Source organism: Candidatus Magnetaquicoccus inordinatus (assembly GCF_004217665.1).
In the GTDB taxonomy this organism is placed as follows: Bacteria; Pseudomonadota; Magnetococcia; order Magnetococcales; family Magnetaquicoccaceae; genus Magnetaquicoccus; species Magnetaquicoccus inordinatus.
In genome coordinates, this window is record NZ_RXIU01000316.1 from 1 (window position 1) to 2,901 (window position 2,901).

Annotated in this window: 1 protein-coding gene; it reads right to left on the reverse strand. The window is 53.9% G+C overall.

Annotation, left to right across the window (positions count from 1 at the left end):
- Positions 1–217 precede the first annotated feature (217 nt).
- Positions 218–2,901, reverse strand: a 2,684-nt coding sequence (locus EJP87_RS15135; protein WP_130472696.1) for a bacteriohemerythrin, incomplete at its 5' end; no start/stop codon positions are given.

The window sequence follows — 2,901 nt, forward strand, 5'->3', positions numbered from 1 at the left end:
TCCATCCCTGGACCCGGCCAGGGAGGTGCCCTCCCTGGACCCGCAATAGTTTTGGGTGGTGAATAGTTACAAGATTAAAAACAAAATCCCAGGGATTCCATCCCTGGACCCGCAATAGTTTTGGGTGGTGAATAGTTACACACGCCGCAGCAATGGCAGCTATGCCGCAACACCTGCAAAGGGATCATGCTGCAGAGAGATCACATGGCTGGCAGCATCAGCGAATATTTTTTTCCTTCATGTAGGGCACATAGGTCATATCGGTACCCATAATATGTTCGACCAACCAGCTTTTTGCCAAACTCAACAGATCGATGCCCACTGAAAAACGTCCCTCTTTGAACTCCTGCACCAATTTTTTCAGCGTGGCAACCAGTTTGACATGTTTGGCACGATGTTCGGCCAAAGAGGGATAGTTGGTACGGGCCATCGCCTTCTCTTCATGTTCAAAATGGGTGACCGTATACTCCAGAAGGCCATCGAGAATTTTGCCAATCGCCTCCACCCCTTGCCCCTCTTTCATGGCCAGTTGCAGCGAGTTGATCATATCGATCAACACGCGATGCTCTTTATCAACAAAGGGAATATCGGTAATCAAGCGCTCACCCCAGGGGAAGAACGGCTTGGGCTCGCCCTGCGCCTCATCTCCCTGATACAACGTGTTGATCAAACGGAAAAATTGTTCCCGTTGCCCATGAAACTGCCCCATAATAGTTTCTGCGACCCCGGTACGCTGCTCGCGCATGGCAGCCTGCATCTTTTCCACCTTATCCAACAGTTGCCGCAATTGCTCGGCAGCTTGTCGGTGCAGGTCGCTGGCGGAACCCATGCCAGAGAGCCATTCCGCCATAGCCAATTGCTTGGCAGGCAACAAAGCATCCCTGGCCGATATACGCCCGGAGAGCAACTGCTCCATCCGTCCCTGCAAAGCCAACAGCTCCTCCTTGACCAACAAAATATCGAATACCGGAGGCGAAATATCCACCTCGGTCTGACTGGCATAGAGGCTGTTGCTCATATTCTGCATCACCTGCCCCAGCCGTTGGAAATGGCGCGCCGATCCCTGCATCAAATGGGTGGTATGTGACGCCTGCTCCATCTTGGCCTGCACGGTTGCCGACACACTCTGGGAGACCTGCGCCGATTGGGTCACCGATTGGGCAAAGGTCATGGCCCGATAGCTCTCGCCGGCCATCTGTCGCGCCAAATCGGCTACCCGACTTGCCGAATTGGCCACCTCCGAGGTTCCTTGCGCAGCCTCGGCTGCCGAACGCGCCACCTCAACAGCAGCCGCATTCAATTCGCGTGCATTGTTGGTCACTTCCGCTGCCGCTTGCGCCACCGAATTCATGTTGTTGGAAATGACCCGCACGGTGCTGTTTTGTTCATCCACCGAAGCGGTGATCTCCCGGTTGGCGGTGTTGATCTGGGCAATCGCCTCACCGATCTCTCGGTTGGTATCCACCGCATCGTTGACCACCGATTGAATCTCCACAATCTTGTCGGCAATCACCTGGGTAGCCTGGGCGGTCTGCCGTGCCAACTCTTTCACCTCATTGGCCACCACCGCAAACCCTTTACCCGCCTCACCGGCTCCAGCCGCCTCGATACTGGCGTTCAAGGCCAAGATATTGGTCTGTTCGGCGATATTATTGATCAACTCCACCACCTGACCAATTTCACGGGCTGCCATACCCAGATTGCCCATCACCGAGCGGGCTGCCCGTGCCTTTTCATTGGCCTGTTCAGAGACATGGTTGGCCTCCTGGCAGCGCATACGGACCCCACCCAGGGCATCATTCATTTCGTGCAGCGAACCGGCTATGTCCTGGACCGCATGATCGACCTGATAGAGATTATTGTTGATTCCGGAGATATTGGCAGTCATCTCCTCCGCGGCCGAGGCCATGGTGGTAATATTGGCGCTGGCCTGCTCCACGCTGGCAGCAATGGTCACCACATCGTTGGAGACTTTGGTTGCGGCATCGGAGATCAAACCTACATTCTCACTCATTTGATCGATCGAGACTTTAACCGTATTGACCGCCTCTCCCAACTCCTTGTTGGCCATGGTCACATCGGCTACCACCTGGAAGGTGGTTCCCGCATCCGACTCCACCTGTTCGCGAATGCGCAACAGTTCGGTCGCCGAAGCAGTCACACTGCCGGCGTGCATACCGATCATGCGCATCAAACGCTCCATCATGGTGATCGTGCGATCAATACTCTGAGCAATCAAACCAATCTCTGAACGGGAGTCTGTTGTGTTGATGCGTACCGTCAAATCACCCTGTACCACCTGCTGTATTGTCGCCAACACCTTGCGTACCTTGTGTTCTACCCGCGACAAAAACCAGACCATGGCCGCACACGCCAACAAACCGAACACAGCAAAAATCAATGTCCCTCTGGCCACAGTTGTAGAAGAGCGACCCACCTCTTGCAACAACTGTTCGGCCTGTTGCAACTGTTGACTGACAAAGGGCTCCAACGCTGCTTCCAAACGTTCTGCCTCCCGATCAAAACCGGCCATCATCGGATTGCCACCGGATGGACCTTGGGCAACATAGGCCTCCGTCATCTTGCGGCCACTGACATAGAACTGTTCAAAACGGTTGTTAATATCGCGAACACGTTGCAAATCGGTCGTGTTGTTATTATTGGAAAAATATTCTTCAAATTTGCGGATTCGCTCCTTGAAATGACTCGCACTCTCCTCAGCCCGGCGAAAACCATCGTTCAAGCCGTCCAAAGCACGGGTCGAAGAGATATCATGCAGCCATTGCTGGGTGCGGATGACCTCTTGGCGCAACTCCATGGCCAAAATGGCATAGACCTGCGCTTCATTGCGAACCTTTTCCGTTCGTTTGGCAATATCGTCACTCGCATACCATGACCATA